This window comes from Stenotrophomonas sp. 3diitr2024 (assembly GCF_042136455.1).
Lineage (GTDB): Bacteria > Pseudomonadota > Gammaproteobacteria > Xanthomonadales > Xanthomonadaceae > Stenotrophomonas > Stenotrophomonas sepilia.
The window spans coordinates 1-16754 of sequence record NZ_JBHHMJ010000433.1; the positions used below are offsets into that span (position 1 = coordinate 1).

Below are 16754 nucleotides of genomic sequence, written 5' to 3' on the forward strand. Positions count from 1 at the left end.
ACGCTGGCCGGCATCTTCAGTTCACCCGATACCTTCATGGAGTTGCCGGCCAGCGGCCGGCACTACCTGCTTGCGCAGCGCGGCCAGCTGCGCGCGCAGGGTGTCGTTCTCGCGGGTCAACGCGACCACGCGGCGGCGCAGGGCCGGGGCATCCTCGCCCAGCTGTTCCAGTGCCAACAGTACCTCGGCGTCGCGGCTGGCGATCTCGTCCTCGCTGGGCTCCTCGAAGTCCATCTCGGCCGCGTCCGGCTTCGGCGCGCGCGGCTTGCGCTTGGATTCGCGCACGCGCTTGGCCGCCTGCTTCAGCTCATCCTTGCCGCCGGCGGCGGCGGCGCGTTGCTCCTCTTCGGGCAGATCGGCCACGGCTGCGGCGGCGCTGATCGAGATCACGCCGGCCTTCACTGCCTCCACCACTTCGGGTGCAGCCTGGGCATGGATGCGCTCGATCATGCCGACCTGGCTGGTACTCAGCTTGGCTTCGCGGGCCAGTTCGGCGCGGCTGAGCTTCGGTGCCGGCTCCCACGGCGGGCTGTCCTCGCCCGCCTCATCGGCAATCTCGGCGGTACCGTCGCTCTCGCGCTGCAGCTGCGCCTGCTCGACCTGCTTGCGGGCGGCCAGGATGTCGCGCTTGCGCAGCGCCAGCACGCCGCGCTGGAAATCGGACACGCTGCGACGGCCCAGATGCTGCTCGATCATCCACAGGTGAACGTCTTCCATGCTCTGGAAGCGCGTGTTCTGCACGGTGTTGAAGGGCAGGCCATGCTTCTGGCAGATGCCGAAACGGTTGTGACCATCGACCAGCACATTACCCCACAGCACCAGCGCATCGCGGCAGCCTTCGGCGAGGATGCTGCGCTCCAGCGCGTCATGTTCGTCCGCGGTCAGCGGGTCGATGTAGGCCTTGAGTTCTTCTTTGACGACGATATCCATGGGCACGGCAACGAGCAGGAGCGGAACCGCCCATTGTACCCGCTCGCCGCCGCCGGCCCGGGCTCAGGCGGTGACCCGGATCATCTCGCCCAGGGTGCCGGTGATCTGGTCGATCTGCGCCTTGTCCACGATCAGCGGCGGCGACAGCGCGATGATGTCACCGGTGCAGCGCACCAGCAGCCGGCCATCGTGGAAGCAGCGCCGGAACACCTCGTAGCCGCGGCTGCCAGGGGCATCGCGGCGCGGTGCCAGCTCGACCGCGCCGACCAGCCCGAAGTTGCGGATGTCGATCACGTTGGGCAGGCCCTGCAGCGCGTGCAGCCGTTCCTGCCAGTACTCGCCCAGTTCGATGGCGCGCTCGAACAGGCGCTCCTCGGCGTAGACGTCCAGTGTTGCCAGCGCTGCGGCGCAGGCCAGCGGGTGACCCGAGTAGGTATAGCCGTGGAACAGCTCGATGGCCTGCGGCGGGGCCTGCATCAGCGTGGCATGCACGGCGTCGCTGGCCAGCACGCCGCCCAGCGGCACCGCGCCGTTGCTGACCGCCTTGGCGAAGGTCAGCAGGTCCGGTGTGACCCCGAAGCGCTGCGCGGCGAAGGGCATGCCGACCCGGCCGAAACCGGTGATGACCTCATCGAACACCAGCAGGATGCCGTGGTGGTCGCACAATTCGCGCAGGCGCTGCAGGTATCCGGGCGCGGGCAGGATCACCCCGGCGGAGCCGGCGATGGGCTCGACGAAGACGGCGGCAATCGTCGAGGCGTCATGCAGCGCGATCAGCCGTTCCAGGTCGTCGGCCAGCTCCGCGCCCTGGCGCGGCAGGCCCTTGCTGAACGCGTTGCGCTGCAGGTCCAGGGTGTGGCGCAGATAGTCCACGCCCCCCAGTTGCAGGCCGAACGCCCTGCGGTTGTTGGGCAGACCGCCCAGCGCCATGCCACCGAAACCGACGCCGTGATAGGCCTTCTCGCGGCTGATGAAGCGCGTGCGCTGGCCCTCGCCACGCTGGCGGTGGTAAGCCAGCACGATCTTCATCGCGGTATCCACCGCCTCCGAGCCGGAGCTGGTGAAGAACACATGGTTGAGCGGGGCCGGAGCCAGTGCGGCCAGCCGCTGTGCCAGCGCGAAGGCCGGCGGCGAGCCCATCTGGAAAGCGGGCGAGTAGTCGAGCGTGCGTGCCTGCCCGGCGATGGCCTCGACGATGCGCGGTCGCGCGTGGCCGGCGTTGCAGCACCACAGGCCGGCGGTGCCGTCGAGGATCTGTCGGCCATCGATGTCTTCGTAGTGCATGCCTTCGGCGCGGACCAGCATGCGTGGTGCCGCCTTGTACTGGCGGTTGGCGGTGAATGGCATCCAGTAAGCGTCCAGTGACTCGGGGCGCTGTGTGGTCAGGTCGTGCAGGTCGCTTCCGGGACGCTTCATGCCAGCTCCGTCGGGTCCGATGCGACGAATGTAGCGCAGCCACGTCACGGCGGAGTCGCGGTGACCCCGGTATAACCAAGGCTCGTAGAATGCTGGAGCTTCCCATGGCCGATTTTCCCGACCGCAGCCATTGGCAGGCACTGGCCCTCCAGCTGTCGATGCCAGGCCAGGCCTTCATCGATGGCCGCTATGTCGATGCAGCCAGCGGCGCCCGTTTCGACTGCGTCAGCCCGATCGACGGTCGCGTACTGGGGGCGGTCGCCGACTGCGACGCACAGGACGTGGAGCGCGCGGTACTGGCCGCGCGGCGCAGCTTCGAGGCCGGCCACTGGTCGCAGGCCAGCCCGGCCCAGCGAAAGCGCGTGCTGTTGGCGCTGGCGGCATTGGTCGAAACGCATGCCGACGAGCTGGCCCTGCTGGAAACCCTGGACATGGGCAAGCCGGTGCGTGATGCGCGCCGCATCGACCTGCCAGGCGCGGTGCGCTGCCTGCGCTGGACCGCCGAGGCCGTGGACAAGCTATACGGCGAGATCGCGCCGACCGGCCCGCACGAACTGGGACTGGTCACGCGCGAGGCCGCCGGGGTCGTGGCCGCGATCGTTCCGTGGAACTTTCCGCTGCTGATGGCCTGCTGGAAGATCGCGCCTGCATTGGCCATGGGCAACTCGGTGGTGCTCAAGCCGTCCGAGCGCTCGCCCTTGAGTGCGTTGCGGCTGGCGGCGCTGGCCGCCGAAGCGGGCCTGCCAGAGGGCGTGCTGAACGTGCTGCCGGGGCACGGTGCGCGCGTCGGTGAGCCGTTGGCCCTGCACATGGATGTGGACGTGCTCGCCTTCACCGGCTCCACGGCCACGGGCGCGAAGCTGCTGCAGTGTTCAGGGCGATCCAACCTCAAGCGGGTCTGGCTGGAATGTGGCGGCAAGAGCCCGCATGTGGTGTTTGCCGACGCCCCTGATCTGGACGCCGCCGCGAAGGCGGTGGCACAGGGTATCTTCTTCAACCAGGGCGAGGTCTGTACCGCAGGTTCGCGGCTCCTGGTACAGCGTTCGATCCGCGAGGATTTCGTGCATCAGGTGGTTGCCTATGGCCAGCACATGCACCCCCGCCATCCATTGGACCCCGATGCGCCGATGGGCGCGCTGGTGGATGCCGCGCACCTGGACAAGGTGATGGACGATATCGCGCGCGCCGAAGGCGAGGGTGCCCGGTTGCTGCTGGGTGGGCGGCGCGCCGAAGTGGAAGCCGGCGGCAGCTACGTCCAGCCCACCGTGTTCGACCAGGTGCGCCCGGAGCAGGCACTGGCGCGCGAGGAAGTGTTCGGGCCGGTGCTGGCTGTGCTTGGTTTCGAAGACGAGGCCGAAGCGGTGCGCGTGGCCAATGACAGCCGCTACGGCCTGGCCGCGGGCCTGTGGACACGGGACCTGGGGCGAGCCCACCGCGTCGCGCGCCAGCTGCGTGCCGGCAGCATCTGGGTGAACGGCTGGGATGGCGGCGACATGACCGCTCCGTTCGGGGGCTACAAGCAGTCCGGCAACGGGCGCGACAAATCGCTGCATGCGTTCGACAAGTACAGCGAGATCAAGGCCACCTGGATGCAGCTGTAACGACGCGATTGCTGGACGGCTGTTCGCTCTCTGTAGAGTCGAGCGATGCTCGACTGCCGTTCGTTCTTCTGTAGAGCCGAGCCATGCTCGGCTGCATCTCGCGAAGAACCGTCGAGCATGTCTCGACGTTACAGGAGGCGCCTGCCCCCTCGTCGGCATCGGTGTCGGCTGAAACCATCGTGCCGTACCGCCGCCAGCCCGTGGCAGAATCGGTCGATCTGCCATTTCCCGTGTTGCCGATGTCCTCGATCACCGCTGCCGCGCCGCCCGTGAATTCCCCCCGTCGTGTTCTGCTGGCCAGCCTGATCGGTACCACGATCGAGTTCTTCGACTTCTACATCTACGCCACGGCCGCGGTGCTGGTGTTCCCGCACCTGTTCTTCCCGGACAGCAGCGAACAGGCAGCCCTGCTGCAGTCGCTGGCAACCTTCGCGGTGGCCTTCATCGCACGCCCGGTTGGCTCGGCAGTGTTCGGCCATTTCGGCGATCGCATCGGCCGCAAGGCCACCCTGGTGGCTGCGCTGCTGACCATGGGGCTGTCCACGGTGCTGATCGGCCTGCTGCCGACGCACGCGCAGATCGGTCTGTGGGCGCCGGCGCTTCTGGCGCTGTGCCGTTTCGGCCAGGGCCTGGGTCTGGGCGGCGAGTGGGGCGGGGCAGTGCTGCTGGCCACCGAGAACGCACCGCCGGGCAAGCGTGCCTGGTACGGCATGTTCCCGCAGCTGGGTGCACCGCTCGGCTTCCTGCTGTCGGCCGGCATCTTCCTGGTGCTCGGCCGTTGCCTGAGCCAGGCCGACTTCCTGCAGTGGGGCTGGCGCATTCCGTTCGTGGCCAGCGCGCTGCTGGTCGGCCTCGGCCTGTGGGTGCGGTTGAACATCCACGAGACCCCCGACTTCAAGCAGGCGCTGGAGCGCAAGGCGCCGGTGCGGCTGCCGATGTGGACGGTGCTGCGTGACCACCCGGTGCCGATGCTGCTGGGTACCCTGGGCGCGTTCGCCACCTTCGTGCTGTTCTACCTGATGACCGTGTTCAGCCTCGGCCATGGCACGGCGGTGCTGGGTTACAGCCGCGAGCAGTTCCTGCTGATGCAGATGGCCGGCATGCTGTTCTTCGCGCTGGGCATCCCGCTGTCGGCGCGCTATGGCGACCGCTGGGGGACGCGCCGCACGATGATCGTGGCCAGCGTGCTGATCATCGGTTTCGGCGTGCTGTTCGCGCCGCTGTTCCAGCCGCACAGCCCGTGGATGGTCACCGCCTTCCTGTGCCTGGGCCTGTTCCTGATGGGCCTGACCTATGGTCCCTGCGGTACCTTCCTGGCCGAGATCTACCCGGTGGAGGTGCGCTACACCGGCGCATCGCTGTCATTCAACCTGGCCGGCATTCTGGGTGCTGCACCGGCGCCGTACCTGGCCACCTGGCTGGCCGAACGCTTCGGTCTGGTCGCGGTCGGCTACTACCTGTGCCTGACTGCGGCAGCGACGCTGTGCGCGCTGGTGGCACTGCACCGGCGCGCGCTGCGGTTCAACCAAAGAAGCGCTTGAGCGTGCGTCCCAGCCAGCCACCGCCCTGGTGCTCGCGGGTGAACTGGTTCAGGTGTGCCTTGACCTGTTCGGCATAGGCCTGATCATCGCCGCGGATGTGGTTGAACAACCAGCGCGAGAGCATCGTGCGCAGTTCATCGCTGATGTCCTCGCCGGCCTGGAAGCGCAGCCGGTACTCGGCCACACGCTTGATGAAGATCTCATGCACGCGCTTGTGCGCGGCACAGAACGGGTAGCCCGCTTCCTCCATCAGCTCTTCCTCGAACGCGAAGTGCGACATGGTGTAGTCGACCACCTCGTCGATCACTTCACCCACTGCCGCGCGCTGCAGGCTGGACTGGGCCACGTGCAGGTGGTTGAGCATCTCGATGATGCGGCGGTGTTGTTGGTCGATCACATCGATGCCGATGTTCAGATCGTCCTGCCAGACCAGTAGTGCCATCCCCGGCTCCCCTTCATGCGTATGTCGGGGCCGACTGTAGAGCTGCCGTGCGGGAACGGCGTTGATCTGGATCAAAGCGAACCGGTCAGGTCAGCGCAGGCTCGCGTGGACGCAGCGGGCTGGCCACCGTGGTGCAGCTGACCCGATTGCGGCCACCGGCCTTGGCCAGGTACAGCTGGCGGTCGGCCTCGGAGATCAGCCGGTGCAGCGCATCGCGCTGCGGGCGCAGGCAGCACAGGCCGATGCTGACCGTCATGCGCAGGGTAGCGGTGCCGATGTCCACCTCCAGTGCGGCGATGCGCTGGCGCAGCTCCTCGAAGTACAGCAGCGCCTCGTCCTGTTCCATGTCTGGCACCAGCAGGCAGAACTCCTCGCCGCCGAAGCGCGCGATCAGGTCGTGGCTGCGTGCATGCGCGGTCACCGCGCCGGCCACCGCGCGCAGCGCGTCGTCGCCCGCTTCGTGGCCATGGGTGTCGTTGATGTGCTTGAAGTGGTCGATGTCGATCATCGCCACCGCCACGCATTGGCCGTGCAGCTGCAGCTGCGGCAGCTGACGCTGGCTCTGCTCCAGGAAGAAGCGTCGGTTGGGCAGGCCGGTGAGGAAGTCGCGGGTGGCCAGGTCCTGCAGGGTGCCGATCAGTTCCAGCTGGTCCACGTTCTGCGAGACGCGGCAGAAGAACTCCTCGCGCGAGAACGGCTTGCGCAGGAAATCGTTGGCGCCGTTCTTCAGGAAGCGCGGGATCAATGAGGCGTCGGTATTGCCGGAGATGCCGATCACCGCCACCTTGTCGCGCGAGCGCAGGGTGCGCAGGCGACGGGTGAATTCCACCCCCTGCATGCCGGGCATTTCCTGGTCGACCACCGCCAGGCGGATCGCCGGATGCGCCTCGATTGCAGCCAGGCCCTCGTTGCCGTCGGCGGCTTCGTGCACCTCATGCCCATACATGCGCAGCAGGGCGGCGGCATAGCCACGGGCGGACGGCGAATCGTCCACCACCAGCGCGGCGATGCGTCGGTTGCGTTCCAGCCGCTGCACCAGCCACACCAGGTAGTCGATGCTGCCCGGGGTGTTCTTCAGCACGTAGTCGATGATCTGCTGCTGTAGTACGCGCTTGCGCAGGTCCTCGTCGTAAACGCCGCTGACCACCACCGTCGGCAGGTCGCGCTTGAGGAAGAACTCGACCACCGCATCGCGGTCGCCATCGGCCAGCACCAGTCCGGTCAGCACCAGGAACCAGCCCCCGCCTTCGCTGAGCAGCCGGTCGGCCTCGGCCAGGGTGGAGGCGATCACCACCGGCAGTTCCAGGCGCTGCTCGATCGCTTCGCGCAGCATGCCGGTGAACGCACGGGAGTTTTCGACCAGCAGGATCCGCTGTGGCAGCGGATCGGCCAGGTCGCCTTCGACGGCGGCCTGCGGCAGGACGGGCATGATGCGGTGGCTCACGAGGGAGGGGCTCGGCACGGATAGCGGCGGTTTCGGGTGTAACTTTAGCGGAGCAGCGTGCCCTGCGCGTCGTTCCCGGTCAGGCAGGCGATGCGAATGCCGCCGCTGTACCCGCAATCGATTCGTGCAGGACGAGCCGGAGCCGGTTGCTACGGCAATGCACCGTGCCGCCGTAGGCCATTATCCGGCCGGCCAGACGCTCGGTGGCTTGCTGAACGGTCCGGTTCGACAGCGTGCAACCACGGTCAAGCAGGCCCACAACCACCACGATGCCGCGGCGTTCGCCAGCCTGGCCGCTCCGGGCGCGCACGCTGACCTGTCCCGATTCCAGCTCCAGCAGCAGCGACACCGCCTCGATCAGCGAGCGATAGATGGCGAGTTGCAGGTCCACCGTCAGCAAGCAGGGGTTGCCCTCCAGCCGGGGCGGAATCACGCGATGGGAGTTGTTCCAGGTCTCGCATGCGCCGCCAACCCGAAGCGCGATATACAGCCCAACCTGCTCCAGCCCCGTGGGGTAGACCAGACTGGCCTGTTCACGGAACAGCCGCGAGTGCACGGATGAGGCGTGCTGCAGGCTGTTGGCCACGGCATGATGCCCCTGCGCCTTCAGCCAGCTGACCATCTCGCCGAGCGAGCTGTCCATGCCTTCGCCGAGTTGCTTGAGATGGGAGGCGCGCTCGCGAAGCTCACGCTCACGGGTCTGATGCGAACTGCGTGCCAAGCGCAATGTGGTTTCCTCAGCCAGTCCACGGGACCGTGCACGCTCATGGTGATAGCTGATGCTGGATCCCAGTGCGAGCAGTGCGACACTCATCACGGCCATGTTCTGCTGGGTGGCGAAGGTGCCCAGGTCGAACGAGGACGGTAGGCCGGTGCTGGGTGTGGCGAAATGGAGTGGAAGGTTCAACAGCGGAATCGCGATGGCAGCGCCACGCCACCCATGCATGAAGGTCAGGGCGATCGCTGGGAGGGAGGACAGCAGCACCAGGTGGGTGCGTGTGGTGTGGGCGCTGATGGCCGTCAGCTGCATGCACAGGCCCAGGACCAGCATCACCAGGATGGCCGTGACCGTAGGCGCAGCAAAGCGGCGCGTCCAATTGGGATCCGCGTGTCGTCGCGACCAGAGGAATGCCAACGGCACGAGGGTGATGATGGCGGCGAAGTGGCCAAAGATCGTGCGATCAACTGCGCTAAGCAGGTTGCTGGGCGGCGGGTTCGACCACAGAGCAAATGAAATGCCCATATTGAGAGCCGGGACGAACAATGCCGTGCAGAAGGTCAGCGACAGCAGCCAGAGGCCGGTGGCGGACTCTGATGGCATTCTCATGCGATGCAAGTAGACCACCAGCATCGCCAGCGGCATCAGCAGAGTCGAGGCCAGGATGACCCAGACCAGGCCGTAGCTATCGATCATGGGGATGCGCAGGGTTGCGAAGTACGCGTACTCCCCAAGCAGCAGGTAGGGCCACAGGCGGGTCGGGACGATCAGTAGTGCCGCTGCCCGGATGCCCGCAGGCAGGAAGAACTGATCCAGCGAGAACTGACGGGAGGCAAGGCAGCTCAGGGCGTAGACGGCCGCGAGTGCGATTCCGACGGGTCGGATCCGGAAGCTCAGTTCAATCGATTCTTTGAATCGCTCCAAGCCCGCGTCTCCCGTCTCCCGGCCAATGATGACTGGCCACTTCCGAAGACATTATCGACAGTTGGAGAAGGGCGCAATCGAGGTGCGTGGCCTCCCTTTGCGCTGCAATTGGCGGCTTCCTGTGCTTCGTGGCCCTACACGCCCGGCAGTGCGGCGGCATAGCCACCAACGGACGGTTAATCTTCCACAATCAGCGCGCCCACGGTTCGATCACGTTTTAGCCGTTGCACCAGGCACATTGGGCAGTTGATGCTGTCCGCTGCGTTCCCCATCACACAATCGACGATGTCCTGCAGTTACACGCGCTTGTCCAGGTCCTTGTCTCAGATGCCACTGACCTGCACCGTGGCGGGTTTCGATGCAGGTATTGGCGATTTCGGACGCAGCATCGGCGTGGCATGGGTTTGCATCGATCCAGTGGATTATGTCCCATGGGCACCACGGAGTCCGCCCGGTATATGCTGATGCGATTGGCGGTAGCATCCTTCTTGATCCGTATTGCATCCAACCTGGAGGTTAGTGTGAGAAGTTTCCGAATTCATGCATTTGCTGGTGCATTGATGTTGGTGCCGGTATCCGTTTTTGCTTTTGCCCCGGGTGACGACCATGGAATCAAGATGGCCGGCCAAGGACTCGGCCAGTCGATTCCGCAGGCACAAGACCTGAGCGTGGATCCCGGCTGGTTGGTCTATGGGTTCGAGCGCGATGGCATGGACTATTTCCAGGTAAACGATCTCGCAGGGCACGTGCACATCGTGATCGGCAATGCTGCGGGCACGTTCTGGGTGCTGCCGGCAGGTGACCCATCTGCGAGGGTGTCGTTGCCGGAGCAGCGCCTGCCTGTTCCCGCAAAAGCCACCAGAACGGTTGTCTATCGGTCTTCCGCATTCACGCTGGTCAGATATGCTGGCGGAGCTGATGTGTTGTGGGCGGTAGAGGCACCCTGATACTGCCTGTTGCCGGGATATCGGCGAGCTTGAGTGTCGGGCTGCATGGGCACCCGGATGTTCGCCGGGTGCCCATGACGCCCTTGGCCAGGGGATGAGCGGGACGCTTATGCGATTCCGCTGCTTTGGTTCGCTCCGGCCGCTTGACTGTGAAATGCACTACTGCAGCGCAGAGGGTGCGGGGCAGCTGTACTGCGATGGAGCGCTGGGCACTGCCTCAAGTTTTGATTCACGGTCGAGGAACAGAATCCTGACCCGGTTGCCATAGCAGTCAACGGTCCCGTCATAGGGCAGGGTTCGCCCGGACAGCCGCTCGAACGCTGCCATGGTTGTCTGCTGGGAAAGGCGCCGACGCGACTCCAGCAGCGACACGACCATGAGGATTCCGCGCCTGGAACCCATTCCGCCGCACCTTGCACGAATGCGAATCTGGCCACCTTCATGCTTGAGAAGAATGGAGACCGCATCAATGAGTGTTCGGTAAGCGGCCAACTGCAGTTCCACGCTCAGGTTGCAGGGGTCGCCCTTCAGATCCGGGCGGAGAACGCGCTCCGTCAGCTTCCATGACTCACGGATGCCGCCAGCCTGCAAAGCCACGTAAAGCCCAAGATGCTCCAGGCCCGAGGGATAGACCATGCTTGTCTGTTCGCGAAAGAGCCGCGAATGTACATTTGAGGTATGCAGAAGGCTGCTGGCCACTGCGTGATGTCCCTGGGCCTTGAGCCAGTCGGCCAGCTCAACCAGCGACGTATCAATGCCGTCGCCGAGCTTGCGAAGGTGCAGGGCACGCTCACGCAGCTCCATCTCGCTGGCCAATTGCGAGCTCCTCGCAAGATGGATGGCGTCCCTTTCCCCCATCTCGCGCAGCCTGTAACGATGGTAGAAGTGGGTGATGCGTGATCCGAGCAACAGCAATACGATGCCGCTGATCGCCATGATCTGCTGGGTGATGAAGGCCGCTGGATCGAATGCGGTTGGATGTGTGTTGGGCGTGGTCAGGCCGATGACCATGTTGAGCACCGGCACTGCAAGGGCGGCACCCTTCCAGCCATACAGGCAGGTAAGTGCGGCCGCGGGGAGTGCCAACAGCAGCAGGAGCGTTGCCTTCAGCGCAACCCAGTCTGCGGGCAGTTGAGTTGCTGCTATCCCGATCAGCAGCATCAACGAAAGTGCCGCCAGCATCGGGGTCTTTCGTCCAGCGTTCCACTCCTGCCCCACGTCCTGTCGCGCCCACAGCATGGCGATGGGGGCCACCGTCAGAATGCCGATGAAGTCGCCCACGCTGTAACGCGCCGCATTGGTCAGGAAGGGCGTGGAAGGGGGTGTTGGCCAGAGCAGATGGGAAAAGCTGAGGTTCAGCAGAGTAATAACGACGCTGGAAGCGGCGGCAATCAACAAGAGGCCGATCGTCTGCGACTCCGCCATCAGTCGCCGTTGCAGCTTCACAATCAACATCACTGCGGGCATGAGGAACGCGGAGGCAACAATGACCCATGTCAGGCCGTACTTCTCGATCATTGGCACGCGGGACTGTGCAAAGTACGCATATTCGCCCAGCAGCAGATAAGGCCACAGGCGCGGCGGGCACAACAGTACGGCCGCCACCCGGATGCCGGCTGGCAAATAGAACTGATCCAGCGACAGCTGTCGGGTTGCCCAATAGGCAACTGCATAAAGCAAGGCAAGCATCAGGCCAGCCGGACGAATGCGCACCTTCAGCAACAATCCTTCTTTCCACCAGTCCAATCGCACGTCCCCCTCTCCTACGTGTCCCCTGTCAGCTTCCATTCGCCGCGGGGCCCGGTTTCTCAGGACGTTATCGGTCTGCGAACGATTATGCAATTGCACAGCTGCGCATTTAGGTAATTGACCAACCATCCATCACACATGTTGCGTGAAAATCTGTGACGTGTGCAGCACGATCAGCGCTGCGGTGCGCTTGTCAGAACGTTCAATACAGGTGGAGATGCAGAATCTTCACCACAACGCATCCCGCAGCTTGTACCACGACATCGCCGCCACCAGCAGCGGCGTGCGCAGCAGCCGGCCGCCAGGGAAAGGCGCATGCCGCAGGCGCTGGAACACGTCCAGGCGCTCGCTCTGGCCGGCAATCGCGGCGGCGATGACTTCGCCGGCCAGCCCGGCGGCGGCCACCCCATGGCCGGAGAACCCCTGCGCGAAGTACAGGTTGCCGTCCAGCCGGCCCCAATGCGGGGCGCGGTTGCGGGTGATGTCCACGTAACCGCCCCAGACCTGCTCCAGCGGCACGTCGGCCAGTTGTGGAAACACCTGGTGCATGCGCCGCTGCATCACCCCGTGCAGGCCGGGTGGGGGCAACGCCGAGTAACTGGCGCGACCGCCGAACAGCAGCCGGTGATCATGGCTGAGGCGGAAATAGTCCAGTGCCCACGCGGTGTCGGCCACGGCCATGTTGTTGCCGATCAGGGCGCGGGCGCGCTCGGCACCGAGCGGCGCGCTGGCGCCGATATAGGTGCCGACCGGCATGATCCGGCGTTCCAGCTCGGGCAGCAGGCCCTGCAGCCAGGCATTGCCGGCAACCACCAGGTGCGCAGCGCGCACGCTGCCCCGCGCGGTATGCAGGGTGGGCTGCGGTCCGCGCTGCACGCGGGTCACTGCGGAGTTCTCGTGGATCACCACGCCGGCCGCGCGCGCCGCATCGGCCAGGCCACGCGCATAGGCCAGCGGGTGCAAGTGCGCGCTGTGCGGATCGAACATCGCGGCGCGGTAGCGCGGGCTGTCCAGCTGCGCGCGCAGGGCATCACGGTCCCACCACTGCATCGGGTAGTCGTAGTGGCGCTGAAGGTGCTCGCAGTTGGCGTGCAGGTCGCGCTCGTGGCGTTCGCGGATGGCGACGCTGGCGTGGCCCTCCACCCAATGGCAGTCGATACCATGGCGATCGATGCGCCTGCGCATCGCCTGTACCGCTTCGCGCGACCAGTCGAACAGGTGGCGCGCATCGTCACGGCCGAGCTGACGCTCCAGTTCGTCCACCTCGCAGCCATAGCCGGCCAGCGCCTGGCCACCATTGCGGCCGGACGCGCCCCAGCCGACCCGCTGTGCGTCCAGCACTACCACGCGCTGGCCACGCGCGGCCAGTTCCAGTGCGGCGGTCAGGCCGGTATAGCCGGCGCCCAGCACCGCAACGTCGGCCTGCACCTGCCCCTGCAACGAGGGCAGTGCGGGCGGTTCGGGCAGGCTGGAGGCATACCAGCTGGGCGGAAACGCGGCGCTCACTGCAGGCCTCGCGGGTGCAGTGCGGGAGGGCGGAGCAGGGCAGGTCGATCAGCGTTCACCCCGGTAGTTTCGCCGATGCGCGGCAGCTGCGGTGTGACGGCAGCGACTTGCCGCCGTTGCCAGGCGACGGGTAACGTGTCGGCACGCCAAGGAGTGACCCCATGCGCCGCCTGCCCTGGGTGGGCCTGCCCACCGACAGCACCGTGCTCGGCCACCACCGTTTCGCGGTGGCCGGCGAGAAGTACGTGCGCGCGCTGGCCGAGGCGGCCGAGGTGACCCCGGTGGTGTTGCCGAGCCTGCAGCCACCGTTGCCGGCCAGCGACTGGCTGCTTGGGCTCGATGGCCTGCTGTTGACCGGCGCGGTCAGCAATATCGAACCGCAGCACTACGAGGGTGGCCGCAGCTGGCCAGGCAATCCGCATGATCCGGCCCGGGATGCCAATGCCTTTGCGTTGCTGCACGAAGCGCTGGCGCTGGACCTGCCGGTGCTGGCGATCTGTCGCGGTTTCCAGGAATTGAACGTCGCGCTGGGGGGCAGCCTGCATCCGCAGGTGCATGCGGTGCCCGGCCTGGCCGACCATCGCGAAGACCCGCAGGCGCTGGTGGAAGTGCAGTATGGGCCGGCCCATGCGGTGACCCTGGCCACCGATGGCTGGCTGGCGCAGTGGCACGGCAGTGGCCGCGCGCAGGTCAATTCGGTGCACGGACAGGGCATCGCCCGCCTCGCGCAGGGCCTGCAGGTCGAGGCCATGGCCGATGACGGACTGGTCGAGGCAGCGCGCAGCCTGCACCATGGATTTGTGCTCGGCGTACAGTGGCATCCGGAGTGGCGTGTCACGCAGACGCCGTTCTATCACGCTATTTTCCGTGCGTTCGGCCAAGCTTGCCGGCAGCACCAACAGAACCGACTGGATTCCCGATGAGTTCCCGAACGCGCCCGCGCAAGACGGCCACGCCCCCCGCACCGCAGGAAAGCAGCCTGCTGCGCTGGCTGAAGGAGCGGCGCATCACCGAGGTGGAATGCCTGGTGCCGGACATCACCGGCAACGCCCGCGGCAAGATCATTCCTGCCGACAAGTTCTCGCACGATTACGGCACGCGCCTGCCGGAAGGCATCTTCGCCACCACCGTCACCGGCGAGTTCCCTGACGATTACTACGACCTGACCTCGCCGTCGGACTCGGACATGATGCTGCGGCCCGATCCGGATACGGTGCGCATGGTGCCGTGGGCAGCCGATGCCACCGCGCAGGTCATCCACGATTGCTACACCAAGAGCGGCGAACCGCACGAGCTTGCGCCGCGCAACGTGCTGCGCCGCGTACTGGCGGCTTATGCGGAACTGGGCCTGCGCCCGGTGGTGGCGCCGGAGCTGGAGTTCTTCCTGGTGCAGAAGAACACCGACCCGGACTTCCCGCTGCTGCCACCGGCCGGTCGCTCGGGGCGCCCGGAGACCGCGCGGCAGTCGTACTCGATCGACGCGGTCAACGAGTTCGACCCGATCCTCGACCTGATGTACGACTACGCCGATGCGATGAAGCTGGACGTGGACACGCTGATCCACGAATCCGGCGCAGCACAGCTGGAGGTGAACTTCACCCATGCCGATGCGATGGACCTGGCCGACCAGGTGTTCCTGTTCAAGCGCACCATGCGCGAGGCGGCGATGCGCCACGGGGTGTACGCCACGTTCCTGGCCAAGCCCATGGAGAACGAGCCCGGTAGTGCCATGCACATCCACCAGAGCCTGGTGCGGGTGAGCGATGGCAGCAATGTGTTCGCTGGCGAGACCGATGCCGAGGGTGAGTTCAGCCCGGTGTTCGGCCACTACCTGGGCGGTCTGCAGAAGTACGCGCCGCAGGCGATGGCGTTCTTCGCGCCGAACGTGAATTCCTACCGGCGCCTGGTGTTCGGCGAGGTCTCGCCGAGCAACGTGCACTGGGGTTTCGACAACCGTACCTGCGGCCTCCGCGTGCCGCTGGATACACCGGAAAACATGCGCGTGGAGAGCCGGTTCGCTGGTTCCGACGCCAATCCGTACCTGGCAATGGCGGCCACCCTGGCCTGCGGCCTGCTCGGCATCCGCGAGCGGCTGGCGCCGGACGCGCCGGTGACCGGCAGCGCGAAGGAACTGGGCTACAACCTGCCGCGCTCGCTGGGCGAGGCGCTGGACGGGCTGGAGCAGTGCAGCGAGCTCCAGGCCCTGCTGGGCGAGCGTTTCTGCCGCGCCTACATCTCGGTCAAGCGCAAGGAATACGAGACCTTTTTCCGCGTCATCAGCTCGTGGGAGCGCGAGTTCCTGCTGCTGAACGTCTGAGCATCTGGAATAGAAAAATCCGCCGCCGGGGGGTAGGCTGGCACCCGTCGCCGGCCCCGCCGGCCCCCCTTCCCGCATTCTGGAGCACCCGATGAAGCTGCGTATCCTCACGCTCGGCCTGGCCTCCGCCATGCTTGCCGCCTGTGGCGGTGGCAACGGCGGCGCGCAGGACAGCCAGGTCCTGAACGTCTACAACTACAGCGATTACATCGCCGAGGACACCATTCCGACCTTCGAGAAGGAGAGCGGCATCAAGGTGACCTACGATGTGTTCGACAGCGATGAGATGGTCGAGACCAAGCTGCTGGCCGGCAACAGCGGCTACGACGTGGTGGTGCCGACCCTGAACTTCTTCGGCCGCCAGATCCAGGCCGGCGTGTTCCTGCCGCTGGACAAGAGCAAGATCCCGAACCTGGCCAACCTCGATCCGGCGGTGATGAAGCGCATTGCCACCCAGGATCCGGGCAACCAGTACGGCGTGCCGTACATGATCGGCACCACCGGCATCGGCTACAACGTGGACATGCTGAAGCAGCGCTTCGGCGGCAGCACCGATATCGCCAACAGCTGGGACCTGGTGTTCAAGCCGGAGAACATCAGCAAGATGAAGGACTGCGGCGTGACCATCCTGGACACGCCGGCCGACATGATCCCGATCGCGCTGCATTACCTGGGCCTGGATCCGCACAGCGGCGACCCGGCCGAACTGCAGAAGGCGGCCGACCTGCTGAAGTCGATCCGCCCGTATGTGCAGAATTTCCACTCCTCGCAGTACGTCGGTTCGCTGGCCAATGGCGGCACCTGCCTGGTGGTCGGCTGGTCGGGTGACATCATCCAGGCCCGCGACCGCGCCGAGGAAGCCAGCAATGGCGTGCACGTGGCTTATTCGATCCCGAAGGAAGGTGCGCCGCAGTGGTTCGACATGCTGGCGATCCCGAAGGACGCCAAGCACCCGGAAGCGGCTTACAGGTTCATCAACTATCTGCTGGAACCGAAGGTCGCCGCGGCCAACACCAACTTCATCCACTACGCCAACCCGATCCCGGCCGCGACACCGCTGGTGGACGAGGCGATCCGCAACGACCCGACGATCTATCCGCCGGCTGACGTGGCCGAGAAGATGTTCACCTACTCGATCAACACGCCGGAGACTGACAAGCTCTACACCCGGCTGTGGACCGAGGTGAAGACCGGCCGCTAAGCCGGTCTGGCGCCCCCC

The 16754-nt window shown here is 65.9% G+C and carries 13 protein-coding genes; 6 read left to right on the forward strand and 7 right to left on the reverse strand.

Annotated elements, in window-relative coordinates:
- Nucleotides 1–21: 21 nt before the first annotated feature.
- Nucleotides 22–930, reverse strand: coding sequence for a plasmid replication/partition related protein (locus ABGA94_RS10745; protein ID WP_375367253.1), 909 nt, complete (start codon nt 928–930; stop codon nt 22–24).
- A gap of 63 nt (nt 931–993) precedes the next feature.
- Entirely contained in the window at nt 994–2346 is a 1353-nt protein-coding gene (locus ABGA94_RS10750) for an aspartate aminotransferase family protein (RefSeq protein WP_111177052.1), read from the reverse strand.
- Nucleotides 2347–2450: 104 nt separating this feature from the next.
- On the opposite strand from ABGA94_RS10750, the gene ABGA94_RS10755 reads away from it, so the two are divergent.
- Both ABGA94_RS10755 and ABGA94_RS10760 read left to right on the forward strand, forming a co-directional pair.
- Nucleotides 2451–3947, forward strand: a complete 1497-nt coding sequence (locus ABGA94_RS10755; RefSeq protein WP_065177402.1) for an aldehyde dehydrogenase — start codon at nt 2451–2453, stop codon at nt 3945–3947.
- Between the two features lie 239 nt (nt 3948–4186).
- Nucleotides 4187–5488, forward strand: a complete 1302-nt coding sequence (locus ABGA94_RS10760) for an MFS transporter (protein WP_111127155.1) — start codon at nt 4187–4189, stop codon at nt 5486–5488.
- Here ABGA94_RS10760 and ABGA94_RS10765 read toward each other — a convergent pair.
- From ABGA94_RS10765 to ABGA94_RS10775, 3 genes are all read right to left on the reverse strand, one after another.
- Complete coding sequence (locus ABGA94_RS10765) at nt 5469–5930, reverse strand: bacteriohemerythrin (RefSeq protein ID WP_005415916.1); 462 nt, start codon at nt 5928–5930, stop codon at nt 5469–5471. The genes ABGA94_RS10760 and ABGA94_RS10765 overlap by 20 nt on opposite strands.
- A gap of 85 nt (nt 5931–6015) precedes the next feature.
- Nucleotides 6016–7359, reverse strand: a complete 1344-nt coding sequence (locus tag ABGA94_RS10770) for a diguanylate cyclase (protein WP_005415917.1) — start codon at nt 7357–7359, stop codon at nt 6016–6018.
- 94 nt (nt 7360–7453) lie between these two features.
- Nucleotides 7454–9016, reverse strand: a complete 1563-nt coding sequence (locus ABGA94_RS10775) for an MASE1 domain-containing protein (RefSeq protein WP_005415918.1) — start codon at nt 9014–9016, stop codon at nt 7454–7456.
- Between the two features lie 458 nt (nt 9017–9474).
- Between ABGA94_RS10775 and ABGA94_RS10780 the strand changes: the two genes are divergently transcribed.
- The gene (locus ABGA94_RS10780) at nt 9475–9963 is read left to right on the forward strand and encodes a hypothetical protein (RefSeq protein WP_032954065.1); all 489 of its coding nucleotides are present in this window, start codon (nt 9475–9477) and stop codon (nt 9961–9963) included.
- 159 nt (nt 9964–10122) lie between these two features.
- Here the strand turns inward: ABGA94_RS10780 and ABGA94_RS10785 are convergent, their stop codons facing one another.
- Complete coding sequence (locus tag ABGA94_RS10785) at nt 10123–11715, reverse strand: MASE1 domain-containing protein (protein WP_032954066.1); 1593 nt, start codon at nt 11713–11715, stop codon at nt 10123–10125.
- A gap of 225 nt (nt 11716–11940) precedes the next feature.
- Nucleotides 11941–13179 (reverse strand): FAD-binding oxidoreductase, encoded by a 1239-nt coding sequence (locus tag ABGA94_RS10790; RefSeq protein WP_194442127.1) that lies wholly within the window; start codon nt 13177–13179, stop codon nt 11941–11943.
- A gap of 200 nt (nt 13180–13379) precedes the next feature.
- On the opposite strand from ABGA94_RS10790, the gene ABGA94_RS10795 reads away from it, so the two are divergent.
- The 3 genes from ABGA94_RS10795 to ABGA94_RS10805 all read left to right on the forward strand — a co-directional run bounded on the left by ABGA94_RS10795 (nt 13380) and on the right by ABGA94_RS10805 (nt 16736).
- Nucleotides 13380–14141: a gamma-glutamyl-gamma-aminobutyrate hydrolase family protein gene (locus tag ABGA94_RS10795; RefSeq protein ID WP_005415922.1), complete on the forward strand. Its 762-nt coding sequence runs from the start codon at nt 13380–13382 to the stop codon at nt 14139–14141.
- Nucleotides 14138–15535 (forward strand): glutamine synthetase family protein, encoded by a 1398-nt coding sequence (locus ABGA94_RS10800; protein ID WP_005415923.1) that lies wholly within the window; start codon nt 14138–14140, stop codon nt 15533–15535. Before ABGA94_RS10795 ends, ABGA94_RS10800 begins: the two co-directional genes overlap by 4 nt.
- A 91-nt stretch (nt 15536–15626) precedes the next feature.
- The gene (locus ABGA94_RS10805) at nt 15627–16736 is read left to right on the forward strand and encodes a polyamine ABC transporter substrate-binding protein (RefSeq protein ID WP_329846482.1); all 1110 of its coding nucleotides are present in this window, start codon (nt 15627–15629) and stop codon (nt 16734–16736) included.
- The last annotated feature ends 18 nt before the right edge of the window (nt 16737–16754 follow it).